Source organism: Zunongwangia pacifica (assembly GCF_023499215.1).
GTDB classification, from domain to species: domain Bacteria; phylum Bacteroidota; class Bacteroidia; order Flavobacteriales; family Flavobacteriaceae; genus Zunongwangia; species Zunongwangia pacifica.
This window is the reverse complement of record NZ_JAKHSK010000044.1, coordinates 1-17,642: the sequence shown is the minus strand read 5'-3', so window position 1 is coordinate 17,642 and position 17,642 is coordinate 1. Positions and strand designations below refer to the sequence as shown.

The 17,642-nt window shown below is 34.6% G+C and carries 12 protein-coding genes; 9 read left to right on the top strand and 3 right to left on the bottom strand.

The features are described from left to right. Positions 1-6 precede the first annotated feature (6 nt). The 9 genes from L1967_RS22415 (at position 7) to L1967_RS19810 (ending at position 15,109) form a co-directional block, all read left to right on the top strand. Positions 7-1,656 (top strand): carbon starvation CstA family protein, encoded by a 1,650-nt coding sequence (locus L1967_RS22415; protein ID WP_249603249.1) that lies wholly within the window; start codon positions 7-9, stop codon positions 1,654-1,656. Between the two features lie 33 nt (positions 1,657-1,689). Further along, entirely contained in the window at positions 1,690-4,434 is a 2,745-nt protein-coding gene (locus L1967_RS19845) for a glycoside hydrolase family 2 protein (protein ID WP_249603248.1), read from the top strand. A 41-nt stretch (positions 4,435-4,475) separates the two neighbouring features. Continuing rightward, entirely contained in the window at positions 4,476-5,498 is a 1,023-nt protein-coding gene (locus tag L1967_RS19840; protein ID WP_249603247.1) for an alpha/beta hydrolase family protein, read from the top strand. A gap of 197 nt (positions 5,499-5,695) precedes the next feature. Further along, the gene (locus L1967_RS19835; RefSeq protein WP_249603246.1) at positions 5,696-7,246 is read left to right on the top strand and encodes a sulfatase family protein; all 1,551 of its coding nucleotides are present in this window, start codon (positions 5,696-5,698) and stop codon (positions 7,244-7,246) included. Positions 7,247-7,292: 46 nt separating this feature from the next. Beyond that, entirely contained in the window at positions 7,293-8,627 is a 1,335-nt protein-coding gene (locus L1967_RS19830; protein ID WP_249603245.1) for a glycoside hydrolase family 88/105 protein, read from the top strand. 193 nt (positions 8,628-8,820) lie between these two features. Further along, on the top strand, positions 8,821-10,191 hold the full coding sequence (locus tag L1967_RS19825; RefSeq protein ID WP_249603244.1) for a 3-keto-disaccharide hydrolase: 1,371 nt from the start codon (positions 8,821-8,823) through the stop codon (positions 10,189-10,191). Position 10,192: 1 nt separating this feature from the next. After that, positions 10,193-11,533 carry a Gfo/Idh/MocA family protein gene (locus tag L1967_RS19820; protein ID WP_249603243.1) on the top strand — a complete coding sequence of 447 codons (1,341 nt, stop codon included), beginning with the start codon at positions 10,193-10,195 and terminating at the stop codon, positions 11,531-11,533. Between the two features lie 127 nt (positions 11,534-11,660). Further along, entirely contained in the window at positions 11,661-13,640 is a 1,980-nt protein-coding gene (locus tag L1967_RS19815) for a glycoside hydrolase family 97 protein (protein ID WP_249603242.1), read from the top strand. Positions 13,641-13,738: 98 nt separating this feature from the next. Continuing rightward, positions 13,739-15,109 (top strand): glycoside hydrolase family 28 protein, encoded by a 1,371-nt coding sequence (locus L1967_RS19810; RefSeq protein ID WP_249603241.1) that lies wholly within the window; start codon positions 13,739-13,741, stop codon positions 15,107-15,109. Positions 15,110-15,538: 429 nt separating this feature from the next. Here the strand turns inward: L1967_RS19810 and L1967_RS19805 are convergent, their stop codons facing one another. The 3 genes from L1967_RS19805 to L1967_RS19795 all read right to left on the bottom strand — a co-directional run bounded on the left by L1967_RS19805 (position 15,539) and on the right by L1967_RS19795 (position 17,294). Next, the gene (locus tag L1967_RS19805) at positions 15,539-15,790 is read right to left on the bottom strand and encodes a hypothetical protein (RefSeq protein ID WP_249603240.1); all 252 of its coding nucleotides are present in this window, start codon (positions 15,788-15,790) and stop codon (positions 15,539-15,541) included. A gap of 276 nt (positions 15,791-16,066) precedes the next feature. Beyond that, complete coding sequence (locus L1967_RS19800) at positions 16,067-16,462, bottom strand: lysozyme inhibitor LprI family protein (protein ID WP_249603239.1); 396 nt, start codon at positions 16,460-16,462, stop codon at positions 16,067-16,069. Positions 16,463-16,616: 154 nt separating this feature from the next. After that, a complete protein-coding gene (locus L1967_RS19795; RefSeq protein WP_249603238.1) occupies positions 16,617-17,294 on the bottom strand; it encodes a hypothetical protein in 678 nt (225 codons plus the stop codon). Between the last annotated feature and the right edge of the window lie 348 nt (positions 17,295-17,642).

Genomic DNA, 17,642 nt, shown 5'->3' with positions numbered 1-17,642 from the left:
ATAACTGTGAATTTAATAGTTCTCATTATTATTTCGGTTATCATTTTAATAACCGCATATTATACCTATGGTAAATATGTGTCTAAAAAATTGGGTGTTAATAATGCAAATACTACGCCTTCGAATACTTTAGAAGATGGTATCGATTATGTACCCACCAAAACACCCATAGTTTTAGGCCATCACTTTGCATCTATAGCAGGAGCCGGTCCCATTATTGGGCCGGTAATAGCGGTAGCTTTTGGTTGGATTCCGGCTATAATTTGGATTTTAATAGGAGGAATATTTTTTGGGGCGGTGCATGATATGACAAGTATGCTGGCATCTGTGCGACATCAGGGTAAATCTATAGGATATGTTATTGAAAGGCAAATAGGGAATAAAGGAAAAGTTCTATTTCTAATTTTTAGTTTTTCGACGTTAATCTTAATTATTGGAGTATTTGCCGATATTATAGCGAAAACCTTTGTAAATAATCCCTATGTAGCTTCGGCCTCAATTCTATTCATCGTCCTGGCCGTTATTTTTGGCTTTGTAAACAAGCTATTTAAAAATTCGAAATATGCTTTTATCATAACCTCAATTATTGGGGTGATTTTAATGTATTTTTTTATTTACTTAGGAACTTTTATTCCCATAGTACTTGGTTATAATGTTTGGATAATAGTTTTACTGGTATACGCCTTTATTGCTTCTGTTACCCCTGTTACATTATTGTTACAGCCAAGGGACTATCTAACCAGTTATTTGCTTTATGGCCTTATAATCGCTGCTGTTGTAGGAATTTTGATTGCTAATCCAGAGGTTAAAATGGATAGCGATATTGTAATTAAATCTCCTGATCTAGGATATATTTTTCCTGTTTTATTTGTAACTGTAGCCTGTGGAGCTATTAGTGGATTTCATTCTTTAGTAGCTTCGGGTACTACCTCTAAACAACTTGATAAAGAATCTGATGCTAAAGTTGTAGGATTTGGAGGGATGCTTATTGAAACATTTTTGGCGATTCTTTCTGTAATAGCCGTTATGGTTATATCACGTAAAGATTATGTGACTCGATTGTTTAGTGATGGGCCGGTGACTTTATTTGCAGATGGTTTAGGAAAAATAATCTCGGCAATTGGGATTTCAGAAGAAATGGCCTCATCTTTTGTAGCATTAACGGTATCTGCATTTGCACTTACTACTTTAGATACATGTACCCGCCTGGCGCGCTTTACTTTTCAGGAACATTTTGAAGGGATAGAAAACAATAAGTTAAAGAAAGCTGGGACTAATCGTTATATCGCTACTTCAATGGTTGTGCTATCTTCAGTAATCTTACTTTCTACCGGAGAGTTTAACGTTTTATGGCCAATATTTGGATCGGCAAACCAATTGCTTGCGGCTCTTGCTTTATTAACTGTCGCGGTTTGGCTAATTAAAAATAAAGTGAGTGCTTCTTTTGTGTTAATCCCTATGTATATCATGTTTGCTGTGGCATTAAGCTCTCTTTGTTTATTTGCCATAACAAATTTTCAAAATGGGACTTACATTCTAGCTGTACTTGCGGGAGCTTTATTTGTACTTGCAATAGTGTTATTATGGCTCGCAAAAAATAGCTTGAAAAATGAAGAATATAAGAGAAGTTCCTATTGCCAAGGCAAAGACAAATAATTTAAAAAACGATCAGATTAAAAAAAATAGTCTATGAAAAAAATCATTTATGGCTTTATAATAGCTTTGATATATATTAAACCGTTAGGTATAAATGCTCAGAGGTTTGATATTGATGCTAAGGAAAAAGTAGCTGAATATATAAGTGCACCTTCTTCGCAACAATCATTGTTTCTAAATTCGAATCCAGATTTTCCAAACACGGTACAATGGCAGTTGAAAAAATATGATTCTCTTGCCGCTGGAGGAAAAGAGATCTCTAGCCCTGCAAATAAGAATCGGGCGGGATGGATGAATGCAATAGTTCCCGGTACAGTGCTAACTTCTTTAGTAGCGAATAATGTATTTCCAGATCCATACTATGGGGATATTAATAGGCGAACAAACCATATAATACCTGACATGGCAGATGTAGGAAGAGAATTTTATCATTATTGGTACCGTACAAATTTTAATGTGCCGTCATCCTTTAAAGACAAAAGAATCTGGTTAAAATTTAATGGGATTAATTACAAATGTGAGATTTGGTTAAATGGCAAAAAACTTGGTAATATGGCAGGAATGTTTAATTCTAAATCATTCGATGTTACATCAATAATTAATATTAAGGGAGCTAATACCATAGCAGTAAATATATCTCCTGTGGATTTTCCGGGACAAAGTGGTCGTAAAAATAAAAAGCGTTCTGGTGCCAAAGGTGAAAATCAAAACGGAGGAGATGGTATAATAGGTAAGAATACTACCATGCTGATGAGTGTTGGATGGGATTTTACATACCAGGATGGAATTAGGGATAGAAATACTGGTATTTGGAAAGAAGTTGAATTGTATGCCACTGGAGATGTTGTATTAAAAAATCCATTTGTTCAAACCAAATTAAACTTACCGGATACCACAATATCAAAGCAAACAGTTTCTGTAGAGGTATTCAATGCTTCAAGTAAAAATGTATCTGGAATATTATCTGGGGCAATTAAGGAGGCTGATGTGAAATTTGAAAAGGAGGTTGAATTGGCTCCTAATCAGCAAAAAACAATTGTTTTTACTCCTGAAGAATACAAACAGCTGGTCATTAACAACCCAAAGCTTTGGTGGCCCATTAATAAAGGTGAGCAATTTTTATATAATCTTGACTTAAAATTTAGTCAAGGCGAAAAAATAAGCCACGAAAAATCCATTCGTTTTGGTATTAGAGAAATTGAGTCAGATCAAAATACCCCTGATAGCTCACGCAGATTTTTAGTAAATGGACATCCTATTTTTATTAGAGGTACTAATTGGATACCAGAGGCAATGCTGAAGAATTCGGCAAAAAGAACGTATGCTGAACTTACTTATACTAAACAGGCCGGACTTAATTTATTACGTTTTTGGGGCGGAGGAATTTCTGAATCTGATTACTTTTTTGATCTGTGCGACGAGATGGGACTTTTAGTTTGGAGCGAATACTGGATGACGGGTGATACCCAACCGGTAGCAGACACGACCCTTTATCTTAATAATATAGAAGCTACTGTAAAAAGAATACGAAACCATGCTTCTTTGGCTTATCATGTATCCTCTAATGAATCTACCGAAATTCCAGGTGCTTCAGAATTAATAAAAAAACTTGATCCAACCAGAGGCTATCAAATGCAATCAGAGTGTTGTGGTGTTCATGATGGAAGTCCATATAAATTTGAAAATCCCATGCAGTATTATGAAAATACCGCTTCAAAAAGAGGGAGTAGAGTCGACGGTTTTAACCCGGAATACGGAACTCCTATTTTACCTACTGTAGAATCTTTGCGCTTAATGATGCCTGAAGAAGATCTTTGGCCAATAAATGATTCTGTATGGAATTATTTAGATGGTGGAGGTTTTCACAATATAACCACAAAATATAGAACGGCTGTTAATGAGTTTGGTATGTCTAACTCTATAGAGGAATTCGCTAAAAAAGCCCAGTTCGTAGGTGCCATGAATTATCGTGCAATATGGGAAGTTTGGAATGAAAACAAGTTTTCTTATGGAGATCGTTTTGCCAGTGGCTTTTTGTTTTGGTATCACAATAGTCCTGTACCACAAACTGCCGGGCGAATGTATGATTGGAGTTTAGAACCCACGGCTGCCCTTTATTATTCCCAAGACGCATTAGAGCCTCTTCATCCTCAATTTGATTACTTAACAAATACTGTTTCAGTATATAATGATTATAGAAAGTCTTTTTCAGGCTACATGCTAGAGGCAGTAATATACGACATAAACTCTAAGGAAGTATGGAGTAAAAGCGTGATTACCAATATTCCAAAAGATGGAGTGGCAAACGATGTATTTAAAATTGATTTTCCTAAAGATTTAAGTCAGGTTCACTTTATAAAATTATCTCTTAAAAATAAGGAAGGAGAATTAATAAGCGATGCTTTTTACTGGCGCTCTAAAGACTCTTATGATGGAGCATGGACAATGACGGGCCCCGCGGTTTCAGGATTCCAGAAGATAGATCAGTTAGCTAAGGCTGAACTTGATGTAACCATAAAACAAGAGAAAAATACGATTAAAGTAGATGTGAAGAATGTATCGAATGCTCTAAGCTTTTTTACGCAGTTAAAGCTTCAGGATCAAACAGGTAAAAGTATCAGTCCTACTTTTTATTCAGACAATTTTTTCAATTTACTTCCTAATGAATCAAAAACTATAGTTCTCACCCTTTTGGGGGAGCTTCCACCAAAGCCAGTTTTATTAAAAGTTGAAGCTTATAATACTGCTTTAAAAACATATAATATTGAAATAGAATGATTTAAAATATCATTCAACGTCTAAAACCATATATCATGATTATGAAAAAAATACTAACATGCGCTATATTAATGCTCTTTGTAGTGGCTATAAATGGGCAAAATATAGAGGAAAAAGATAATTTACCATCTAATAAAACCATAGAGAAAACAAAAGCTGAAGTGCATATTAAATATGATGACACTAGGGAGGTCGCCTGGAGTGATGCTTATGATTTAGTCGATATAAAATCTACGCTAGATGGGCAGATTCAAAAAGCTTATATCTACAAATCGGAAGCTAAAGAGCCAAGACCGCTTATCGTAAGTCTTCATACTTGGAGTGGTGATTATACTCAGCGAGATGAAATTGCGGAACTGTGTAAACTTAAAAACGTAAATTATATTCATCCTAACTTTAGAGGAGAAAATACAACGCCACAAGCTTGTGTAAGTAAGCTGGCTATTGCAGATATTGATGATGCAATCTCCTATGCTATTAAGCATCTAAATGTTGAAACATCAAAAATTTATGTGGTAGGGGTAAGTGGAGGCGGATATGCAACCCTAAGCACTTTCATGAAGTCGAAGCATCAAATAAGAAAATTCTCGGCATGGGCCTCAATAACCAATTTGGTGGCCTGGTATGAAGAAAGTACAATCCGAAGAAATAAATATGCTCAAAACATCATTGATTGCACGGGTTCTGCTAAACATTTAAATATAGAAAATGCTAAAGAACGATCCCCATTTTATTGGAATACACCGATAAAGAAATTAGAAAAAACGGAATTACATATATATGCCGGAGTGTATGATGGTATTCAGGGAAGTGTACCTATAACCCAATCCATAAACTTTTATAACAAAATACTATCAGATTTATCTGTATCCGACAAAACGGTTTATGTTTCAGATCAAGAAAAATTAGAACTTCTGGAGAATAGAAAAACCCTTGGTCGTTATGGAAACTTAGATAATAGAGAAATTATATTGTCCAAAAAATATGGTAATCTAAGTTTAACAATCTTTAAAGGAAATCACGAGATTTTACCTGAGTATGCAGTAAACAACTTACTCAATTAGATTTATTAGTGATAATTAAAACGATAAAAGTTGAGGTACTATTCTTTAAATTAAAATCTATAATGCACCTAATACATACCATTTTTCGTTTAGCGGACTTTCTTACCCATAGATTGTCTTATAGCATTCTTTCCATACTTATGTTATTTAATATAGCCTGTAAGGATTCCCCTAAGCAAATGAACTCTGATTTAAATGTGAAAAAGGATAAAAGCGCTAACATCGATAGGCCAAACATATTATTTGCGATAAGTGATGATCAATCTTTTCCTCATGCTTCTGCTTATGGTGAAGATTGGATTAAAACCCCAGGGTTTGATAAAGTTGCTAAAGAAGGGATATTATTTACAAATGCGTTTTCTGCTTCTCCTGGTTGTAGCCCTAGTAGAGCCGCAATATTAACAGGTTTAAATACCTGGCAGCTGGAACAAGCAGGAACTCATGATAGCGAATTTCCTTCGAAGTATAAAGTCTTTCCCGAAATTCTGGAAAATCTAGGTTATAAAGTTGGATTCACCGGCAAAGGATGGGGACCCGGTAATTGGAAGGAAAGCGAAAGAGAACGTAATCCCGCAGGAAAAGAATACGCTGAAGTTTATACAAAACCACTATTGAAAGAAGTAAGTAATCTTGATTATGCTGAAAATTTCAATCAATTTTTGTCAGAAAGAGAAAAAGAAGAGCCGTTTTATTTTTGGTTTGGTTCTAGAGAACCTCACAGGGTCTATGAAAAGGGATCTGGAATAAAATCAGGAAAGAAATTGGAATCTGTAACCGTTCCTGGCTTTCTGCCAGATAGTCCTGAAGTAAGAAGTGATCTGTTAGATTATGCTTTAGAAATAGAATATTTTGATCAGCAACTTTTAAGGATGCTTACAAAGCTAGAAAGTATAGGAGAACTAGAAAACACGATTATTATTGTAACTTCAGATAATGGTATGGCGTTTCCGTATGCAAAGGCAAATGCAAATGAAAATGGTACTCATGTTCCATTGGCCATTAGATGGGGAAAGAAATACAAAGGAGGAAAAACTGTAGAAGACCTTATAAGTCTTATCGATATTGCTCCTACTGTACTTGAAGCAGCCTATGGAAAAAATTTCAAGGAAATAATGATAGACTATCCAATGGAGGGAAAAAGTCTATTAAATTATTTTGATCAAAAATTGACCAATATCGAAAAACGGGAAGCTGTTTTTATGGCTAGGGAGAGACATTCGAGTTCTAGATGGAATAATCTTACCTATCCGCAACGCAGTATAAGAACCAACGAATATCTATATATAAGAAATTTTAAACCGGAACGATGGCCAGCAGGAGCTCCTCAAAAAATTGGAACAGACGGACGCCTGGAAGAAATGGACGGTGGGTATCATGATATAGATGCTTCACCCACGTTAGATTATATGATTACTCATCAAAATGATGAACAGGTAGCTCTCCTATTCGAAAAAGCGGTTAGTAAAAGGCCTTCAGAAGAACTTTACGATATAAAAAACGATCCGTACTGCTTAAATAATTTAGCAGAAAATAGCAAATATCAATATGTTATTTCAGGATTGAGAGCTAAGCTTGGGGCTTATTTAATGCAAACGGAAGATCCAAGAGTTACCGGTAATGGAGATATTTATGAAACCTATAAGCGTTATTCGCATATTAGAAGTTTTCCAGAACCAAATTGGAAAAACGATAGCTCTAGGAATGCGGAAAACGCCATTCTTAAAAATCAATTAAATAAAATAGATTAGAAAAACTCAATTATCGAGTGGTTTTGCTCGTAAAAAATAAACTACTATGAATAATCAATTAATAGGTTCGTTAATGATTTGTTTTGCATTTTTTAGCCATAAAAGTTTTGCACAAATCAATGATGTAACTACACCTTTACATAATTTAGCACCCAATTATTCCACACCCTATAAAATTCCGAAGATCGATGAGGTCAAAAATGCCCTAGATCGGGTATATCATTTTCTTGAGGAATCTACTGCTTCAAATTTAGTGAATGGCGCAAACGCTATTGTTAATAGTGCACATGATATTGATGATCAAACAACTTTTGCGCCTTCCTCTTTTAGACTTACAAGTTATGAGTGGGGAGTGACCTATGCAGGGATGTTACATGCTGCAGAAGCTACAGGGGAACACTATTTTAAAGAATATACAAAATCCAGACTTCAACTAATCGCAGATCTGGCTAAATTTTATAGCGATAAGGGTTTTGAGAAAAAGACAGCAGTACACTCTGTATTATATCCCGATGCTTTAGATGATGCAGGAGCATTATGCGCAGCAATGATAAAGGCAGAGCGGTTTGGTCTTGATTTAAAATTACTTCCGTTTATCGAAAACTTTGTGGCATATATCAGTAAAAAGCAATTTCGATTAGCTGATGGTACACTCGCTCGTAATAGGCCTCAAAAAAACACATTATGGCTAGATGATCTCTTTATGAGTGTGCCGGCATTAGCCCAAATGGGAAAGTTTTCTGGTAAAGATAAGTATTTTGATGATGCTGTAAAACAGGTGAAGCAATTCTCAGATAGAATGTTTAATGATCAAAAAGGGATTTATATGCATGGATGGGTAGCGTCTATGCAGGTAAAACCCGAATTTCACTGGGCAAGAGCAAATGGTTGGGCTATTATGGCAATGATTGAACTATTAGAAGTATTACCTGTAAATCATCCTGGAAGAGATGATATTTTAAGTCAATTAAGGCTTCACATCAAAGGACTTGCTGCTTATCAAAGCGGAACAGGATTTTGGCATCAGTTACTGGATAGAAATGATTCTTATCTAGAGACTTCGTCAACCGCTATTTACACCTATGCTATCGCTAGAGCAATAAATAAAGGATATGTCGATGGGATGACTTATGGGCCAATGGTGTTATTAGGGTGGAATGCTGTAGAAACAAAGATTGGTGCAGACGGGACAGTAGATGGTACCTGTGTAGGTACGGGAATGGGTTTTGATCCTGCATTCTACTATTATAGGCCTACACATAAATATGCCGCTCACGGTTACGGCCCGGTACTTTTAGCCGGTGCAGAGGTAATAAGATTATTGAAAAATGAAAAGTACCAAATAGATGATAGTGCCATACAGCTAACTAAAACCAATTAAATCTTATGCATAGCAGAAAGTAGTACCTAAATATTTATTAATAGAGGATTTACTCGATAATCGAGACTAAATGCTCTGGTCTTACACCGATCCCGATAACTATTGGGATCGGTATAGAAATACCTCCAAATAAAAAATAATTTTCTAATAAATACCTCGGCTTTTCCTGTGGTAGTTTACCAAAACCAATATTATGAAGAATACCAATCTAAAAATTTTATTAATCATTATAGGGTTAACAACTATAATAAGTTGTAATACTAAGAATGAATCTAAAACTAAAAGTTATTCACTTATAAATGGGAATACACTAGAAGGATGGATACAAAAAGGTGGCGATGCAAAATATAGCTTAAAAGATGATGTTATCATCGGAGAAACGGTTCCAGACTCTCCTAATTCATTTTTAACAACTAATCAGCTTTACGATAACTTTATACTGGAACTTGATTATAAAGTAGATCCAAGCATGAATTCCGGAATACAAATTAGAAGTAATAGTAAGCCTGATTTTCAGGATGGTAGAGTACATGGATATCAAGTAGAGATCGATCCTTCAGAACGTAGTTGGAGCGGAGGAATTTATGAAGAAGCAAGAAGAGGTTGGCTTGTTTCCTTAGATGATAATCAGAAAGGGCAAGAAGCATTTAAACAAAATGACTGGAATCATGTAAGAGTAGAAGCTATAAATGATTCTCTAAAAGTTTGGCTAAACGATGTACCTACCGCATTTTTAATTGATGAAGAGACCAGAAGTGGTTTTATTGCTTTACAGGTACATCGTATAAAACCAGAGGATCATCCCGGGAAAAAAATAATGTGGAAGAATATAACAATTCAAACTGAAGGTCTTGAAAAATCTTCAAAATCAATTGATTTAAAGCCTGTCATAACCAAAAATAATTTAACGGGTAGAGAAAAAGAAAATGGTTGGGAACTCCTATGGGATGGGGTGTCCACAAAAGGCTGGAAAGGTGCAAAATTAGACACTTTTCCAACCGAAGGATGGATTATTGAAGACGGTCATTTGGTGGTACTTTCTACTGGCGGAAAAGAATCTGAAGCCGGCGGAGATATAGTAACAGAAAAACTGTATAAGGATTTTGAACTTAAAGTAGATTTTCAAATTACCAAAGGGGCGAACAGCGGAATTAAATATTACGTAGATACTAATATTAATAAGGGCACGGGATCCTCTATAGGATTAGAATACCAAATTTTAGATGATGATAACCATCCAGATGCAAAATTAGGGAATCATGAAGGCAGTAGAACTTTAGCGTCATTATACGATTTAATTCAGGCAGATCCCAATAAACCAGTAAAGCCTTTTAAACAATGGAATACGGCTCATATTGTTTCTAAAGATGGTCACGTAACACATTTTTTAAATGAACAGAAAGTATTGGAATATGATAGATATAGTGAAGATTTTAAAAAATTAGTCTCAGAAAGTAAGTATGACAAATGGCCAGATTTTGGGCAACTGGAAAAGGGACAAATTTTATTGCAGGACCATGGGGATCGTGTGTTATTTAAAAACATAAAAATTAAAGAATTGTAATATGTATTCAAGAAGAAAATTTTTAACAAATTCAGTACTAGGCGGAACGGCTTTGGCATGTTCAGGTTCTCTTATGGGAATGCCTGCTAAAAGTTACAATAGAATTATTGGCTCTAATGATCGATTAAATATTGCTATTGCAGGTTTGGGGAGAAGACTAGCTGCATTTTATAATCCTATAGGGCTAAAAGAGTCTAATGTTCAGCTCTCTTATCTATGCGATGTAATGGCAAAACAACGGGAAAAAGCATTGTATAATTTTTCCAAACATATATCCTATAAACCAAAGCTTGAGGTTGATATTCGAAATGTAATTGCAGATAAAGAGGTAGATGTTCTTATTAATTTAACTCCAGACCACTGGCATACACCAGGATCTATTATGGCATTGAAAGCCGGGAAACATGTGTATGTAGAGAAACCTTGTAGTCATAATATGAACGAAAATGAGTTGCTAGTTCAGGCTGCCCAAAAGTATGATAAACTTGTTCAAATGGGAAATCAGCAGCGTTCGTCTAATCATACCATAGAGTTGATTAACGAAATACATAGGGGAACGATAGGGAAACCCTACAAAGCGGTAGCCTTTTATGTTAATTCCAGAAAGCCGGTACCTGTTCAAAAAAAATCTTCTGTTCCTCAGGGTCTGGATTGGGAGTTGTGGCAAGGTCCGGCAGTACATAGAGAATATACTTCAGAAACGTGGAATTATAATTGGCATTGGTACGGGTGGAATTATGGTACCGCCGAGGCAGGAAATAATGCAACTCATGAGCTGGATGTTGCCCGCTGGGCTTTACAGGTTCAATATCCTGAACATACCAGTGTTTTAGCTGATAAAAGACAATTTAAAGATGACGGCTGGGAGATGTATGATAGTATGGAAGCTACTTTCAGGTTTCCTGATAATAAGCTTATTCAATGGGATGGAAAAAGTCGAAATGCCTACAGTACTTATGGCGCAGGTAGGGGAACCATTATCTATGCTAGTGATGGCGCTGCATTTGTTGATAGGGATAGGTATGAAATAACAGATTTAAATGGAAAAGTAATTAAAGAAATGAGCTCGGGTTCTAACGAATCGGGAACAGCCCTAGGTGGTGGTGGAGACACCTCTACAGCACATGTTCTTAATTTTTTCAATGCTATAAGAGGAAAAGAAAAGCTACAGGCTCCAATAGCAGACGCGGCGGTGAGTATGGCTATGGTACATTATGCAAATATAGCGTATAGAACAAATAAAGAATTTGATGTTGATACTAAAACCGGTCGTATTTATGATCGTGAAGCAATGGCATTATGGGGGAGAGAATATGAAAAAGGATGGGAGCCTGTTTTATAAAATCTTAGTCGGATAGTTCACTGGTACTATGCAGGCTTGTGATGACAAGAATATGTGTTTTCTAAAAAGGAAAATAAGTCAAAATCTAAAATGTAATTTTTTAGATCCATCTCTTAAAAAACAAATTATGATTACTATTTTAAAAAATAAATTAAGCCTTACAGTTTTCTTTTTAGGGATTTTTATGAGCTGTATGGGTGCTTCAGTTAACAAACAACGTTTCGAGATAACTTCTCCTAATAAGAAATTAAAAGTTTTAATTACTGTAGGCGAAAATATAAACTATACTCTCTTTTATTCAGATCAAAAACTGCTTGAAAATAATGAGCTGAGCCTTGTTTTAAAAAATAAAATATTAGGGAAGTCCTCAGTGCTTAAATCTCATAAAATAAGTGAGTTTGACGAAGTGCTAACTCCAGTAATACCACTTAAATTTTCTACGATTAAGAATCAATATACAAACCTTTATTTATCGTTTAAAGAAGGGTTTGGTATCGATTTTAGAGCATATAATGATGGATTTGCTTACAGATTTGTAACTAATATTTCAGGAGAGGTTGAAGTGATAGACGAGCATTTTGCAGTTAATTTTCCAAAAGAATACAGGCTGCATTTGCAACAAACGCCTTCTTTCAAAACAAATTATGAATATCCTTATACGCATTTGGAATCAGGTCAATTTAATGCGGAAAGTAAAATGTCGACTTTACCAATTTTGATAGAAACAAGTGGGAAATATAAGATCTTGATATCCGAATCTAATCTATTTGATTATCCTGCTATGTTTATAAAAGGGATTAACGCTAACGGAGTCCAATCCATTTTTCCCAAAAATCCAAAGGAGTTTGAGCCAAATAATGATCGAAGCGTAAAAATTATAAAGGAAGCAGAGTATATTGCCAAAACAGATGGGAAACGAAGTTTTCCGTGGAGGTATTTTATGGTTTCTGAAAATGACGGAGATCTTTTGGAAAATACATTAACCTACCGGTTGGCACCAGAGAATCAAATAAAAGATCCTTCCTGGATTAGACCCGGTCAGGTAAGCTGGGAATGGTGGAATGGAGCATCAGCATACGGTGTAGATTTTGTTTCTGGATATAATGAAGAAACCTACAAGTATTATATCGATTTTGCTTCAGAATTTGGTATTCCGTATATAATAATGGATGAAGGATGGGCAAAAAGTACTACTAATCCATATATACCAAACCCCGATATCGACCTATTTCAACTTATAGCGTATGGTAAAGACCGTAATGTGGATATCGTTTTATGGTTACCCTGGTTAACCGTTGAAAATAATTTTGAACTATTTAAAACATTTAATGAATGGGGGATAGCCGGTATTAAGATTGATTTTATGGATCGCAGTGATCAATGGATGGTTAATTTTTATGAAAGGGTAGCAAAAGAAGCAGCAAAAAATAAATTGTTTATTGATTTTCATGGAGCCTTCAAACCTGCCGGTTTAGAACGAGCTTATCCTAATGTTTTAGCCTATGAAGGAGTTTTGGGAATGGAGCAAATGAATAGAGCAACTCCAGATAATAGTATTTATTTACCTTTTATGAGAAATGCAGTGGGATCTATGGATTACACCCCGGGAGCAATGTTAAGTATGCAACCTGAAATTTATCATAGCCAACGACCCAATGCTGCCGGTATAGGTACCAGGGCTTATCAAATGGCACTTTTCGTAATATTTGAAAGCGGCCTACAAATGCTAGCAGATAGTCCTTCTAATTATTATCGCGAGCGAGAATGTACCAAGTTTATAACCAGTGTGCCTGTAACCTGGGATGAAACACGTGCTTTAGAATCAAAATTAGGAGAATATGTAATTGTTGCGAAGCGAAAGGGAGAAGATTGGTATATCGGAGCAATAACCAATAATAATGAGGCACAAAGAGTTATTCAAATATCATTGAATTTTCTTGAAGGCGATAGTACTTATAAGATGAATTATTTTGAAGATGGCGTAAATGCCGCAAAGCAAGCTATGGATTATCGTACAGCTAGTCTTAGTGTAAATAAGTCTGATAAATTTAAAATCAAAATGGTTAGAAATGGTGGTTTTACAGCGGTATTGAAAAAAATACGTTAGATATATCTTCTAGAACAAAATCATATTCTTGATAGAAAGGTAATTGTTTTATGCACTGTTCGAATTAATATGTTAATCATTATATTATTTCTGTTTTTATGAGATTAGTACTACTATTTTCAATTGTATTATTGTTGTCCTGTAAAGAGGAAAAAACAAGATTAGCTATTACTAGTCCTATTATAGAGGAAATAGCTGTGGATACGCCATTCGATATGCCGAATATTAAGATTCCGAATTTTGCGGATTGTGATCGTTTTATAATATCAGATTTTGGAGCTGTAAAAGGAAATAAGGAAGCCACATCGAAAGCGATAAAAGAAGCTATTGAGAAAGCAAATAAGAATGGCTGTGGAGTAGTGGTAATTCCGAAGGGTGAATGGGAAACAAAAAAAATTCATCTTAAAAGTAATGTAAATCTTCATTTAGAAGAGAATGCCGTACTTTTTTTCTCTGAAGATCCAGAGGATTATTTGCCTACAGTACTCACTACCTGGGAAGGAATGGAATGTTATAATTACTCTCCATTAATTTACGCTTTGCAATGTAAAAATATCGCAATAACCGGCAAAGGGAAATTAAAAGCTAAAATGGATGTCTGGAAAACTTGGTTTTCCAGACCAAAAGCACATATGCAGAGTCTTAAACGCCTCTATAATTTAGCTTCATTCGATAAGCCGGTCATAGAAAGACAGATGGTGAATGATTCTGCGCATTTTAGACCACAATTTATACAATTTAGCAGAAGTGAAAATGTTCTATTAGAAGGGGTTACCATTGAAAATAGCCCCTTTTGGACCATTCACCCATATTTATCCAAAAATGTAGTTATTAGAGATGTAAAAGTAAAAGCACATGGGCACAATAATGACGGAGTAGATCCAGAAATGAGTCAAAATGTGCTGATTGAAAACTGCATTTTCGATCAGGGGGATGACGCTATTGCTATAAAATCGGGTAGAAATCAAGACGCCTGGCGTTTAAATACTCCGTCTAAAAATATTGTAATGCGAAATTGTATTATGAAAAATGGCCACCAATTGCTAGCCATTGGTAGTGAACTGTCTGGAGGGGTAGAAAATGTTTTTGTATCTAACTGTAAAGTAATTCCGGGGGCGTCTATGTTTCATCTGGTTTATATTAAAACCAATGAGCGACGTGGCGGCTTTGTAAACAATATTCATGTGAATAATATCGAAGCGGGAAGTATCAAAAAAGGTATTTTAGGCATTGAAACAGACGTTTTATACCAATGGCGAGATCTGGTTCCCACCCTAGAAAAAAGGCTGACTCCTATTAAAAATATTTATTTAGAGAATATTCATGCTTCAAAAGCACAATATCTATCGCTAATAAATGGACAGGAAGAACTGCCCATTGAAAATGTAAATTTTGTAAATATTGAAGTAGATACAGTTCTTCAGGGACAATACTTTCATAACAATATAGAAGGGTTTAGTGAAAATTAATCTTAAATAGCTCGAATTTGGTCGGACACGAAGGATATTTCTGAAGATATTATAATGATCTAATACTAAAAAAACCGTTTATTTTCGTAATTATTGGGATGGTTTAAAAAGATCCTGGATTTCGCAAATTATAGGCCTGTGAAACTCTTGTACGTAATGACAGTTGTTATTTTTTTATTGTCAGATTTCTAAATTCACCTTTTGATTTATTCCCAGCCCACAATCCTATTTTATCAGATTTTTGGTTTTCTAACCTTTTGATATTTAACAATTCTATATTTGTATCCTTATCAAATACCAAAACTTGGTTCGGGGTGATTTCAATTTCAATTTTAAACCAATTCTCAGGAGAAGGCTGTCTTGGAAATTCAGCCTCATATTGTCCCTCAAAATTTGTTCTTAAAAAACGCCACGTGTTTTTGGGGTGACTTATGTATTGTACGGAATGTTTTCTCCTTTTAGTTCTATTTCTATAGTCCCAATATCAAAATTCACGTTTTTTAATATTACCAATCTGTCACCTTTCCTATGGTCGAGTTTTAATGTATTTGTTTCTACTGAAATTAAATCTCTGTTTACAATTTCAAGATTACTTCGGTTAAATCCAATAGTTTTCTCAGAACAACTGATTAAAATGAAAACTATCGCAATACAGATGGTTTTAAAAATTTTTTCCTTCATTTCTTTGTATTTAATAACTGGCAACTTGCTTGTCTATGATTTCGTTGCGGACTTTTTCAACGGAAAATATCCGTCAGTAATAAAATAATTGGTTGCAGGAAATTCAGTTTTTGAATTTCCGACCGCACATAATTATACGCCTTTTTGCCAATAGTTTTTATTCCTGTTCATTTACTGTTTAAATATAATTCCGAGTGTATTCAGCTAGCCCCGAGCGCAGTCGAAGGGTAGTCGAATCCGTCGTAATTGCGGTTATATATTGTTGGCAACTGGCTTTTAATTCGTTTTAATTGAACCTGAACACATATCACCTTCCTCAATTCCGTTAATCCATATTCTTAATTTTTCAGTTTGTTCTTCAGTTAGTTCTTTTAAATATAAAGAAATACACATTGGATAAACGCTTCCATATTCGGCTTGTTTATTTTCAGTAGGGAATTTCATTTCCAATTCAGCGTCACGATATGAAATCCAAATTCGTTGTACTTTTTTTAGTCGGTTGATAAATATTGAGTCAGATTTATATTCAGTTAGTATTTTTTGATAAATATTATTTAGCTCAATATCAGCATTTTTATATTCTTCACTTGCTTTTTTATGCATTTCGTGTTGAGTTTGTCCAAAAGAGTATAAATTAAAAGTCAGAAATAATATTATCAGAATTCGTTTCATTTTATTTTAAGGTTTTTTTTAGCTTGTTTTATAACTATATTGTGTGAAAATAAGTTGCGGGTTGATTAAAAACTAAGATAGCTAAAATTACCGACTTTTATGCTTGCGCGGTTGTGTCAGTAGGACACAAAGCCGCAATTATTGTTATAAATTGTTACCTACCGTTATTATTGATTTTTTCAATCCAATTTTCCTCAAACTTCTCCATTAGTGAGTCCTTATCTCGCTCAGGATAAACCTGCGGATAAATATGTTTGAAAGTAAATCTATTTTGTTCTTCTGTTCTAAATTCCTCGAAATTTCCTTTTTTAGTTTGACTATACATTATAAATTCTGTAGTGTCAATCATTTCTACATTTCTACCATAGAACGTCTTACTTAAAAAATCAATTCTTGAATCGTGATTAAAATCATACAATTCAAGTTCAAAACCAGTTCTAAATCTTCCAAAATAACTTTCGCTCTTTGATTTCAAGTCATAAATTAATTGATAATTTACACTACAGCCTAAACCTGTACAAGGTTCATTTGTAATTACAAAACCCAATAAAGAATCAGATTCGTAAAGTTTTATTTGTCTAACGTTATTCGCAAAATTAACACTGTCAATACTTTTGCCCCAATTGTAATTTAAAGTAACTTTTTTTGAAGTATTTATTTTAGTTCCATTTATAATAATTTCGAGAGCGTTTTCCTTCTCCGACCATTTAATTTCATTATCACCAAGTCTAATGTTAAATTTTTTATTATTGCCATATGGATTATTGAAAATAAGGGTCGGCTCATACTTTTTAGAATCGAGATAATCAGAAATTATATTTCCGTATTCCACTTTTTTTGTCAAGTCAGTTGTAGGTTTAGTTTTATTCTCTTTGGAACAACTAAAAATTAAAATTATGATGAATGTTAGTTTAATTTTGGATTTCATCTAATGGTAGGTAACGGTCTTATGTAAAAATCAGTTGCAGATTGTTTAAAAACTAAGATAGTAAAATTACCGACTTTTATGCTTGCGTGGTTGTGTCCGCAGGACACAAAGCCGCAATTGTTGTTGTGCGTTGTTGAACTAAACCTAAAGGTAGCTTCAAGAGATCGTTAAATCACTATTCACTACCTTTAAGTATTGTGTAATTAATTCATTGAAAGTTATGAAAAAAAAGTAGTACCCTCATAGAGAGGG